This window comes from Dellaglioa sp. CoH-57-MRSF-19 (genome assembly GCF_056781975.1).
This window is the reverse complement of the sequence record NZ_JBXAXW010000219.1, coordinates 1-307: the sequence shown is the minus strand read 5'-3', so window position 1 is coordinate 307 and position 307 is coordinate 1. Positions and strand designations below refer to the sequence as shown.

Genomic DNA, 307 nt, shown 5'->3' with positions numbered 1-307 from the left:
GGTCTCGCGAATACTTTCGGCCAGACGCAGCGTTTTCTTGAACTCGCGCGCCTGCCACGGTGTGATACGGAACGGCTCTTCCTTCTTTTTCTTGTCCTCTTCTGCCTTGTCATCATCGGTTGACGGTTCTTCGATCTTGCGCACCGAGTTCTCGCGATAAGCCAGCATCATTTCGATCTCGGCAAACACGGTCGAGTCGCTGGAGAATTTGCCGTCCGAGCGCAGCGTCCACACACCTTGGTAGCGCTCGACCTTGACCTCCTTACCAGCGTCGTCGATGGTGCGAAAACGCTGCATCTCATCGAGC

General features: G+C 56.0%; 1 protein-coding gene. It reads right to left on the bottom strand.

What is annotated here, in order from left to right; genetic code table 11:
• A partial coding sequence (locus AC1RO3_RS09000; protein ID WP_481764081.1) for a hypothetical protein occupies positions 1–307 on the bottom strand: 307 nt, incomplete at both ends.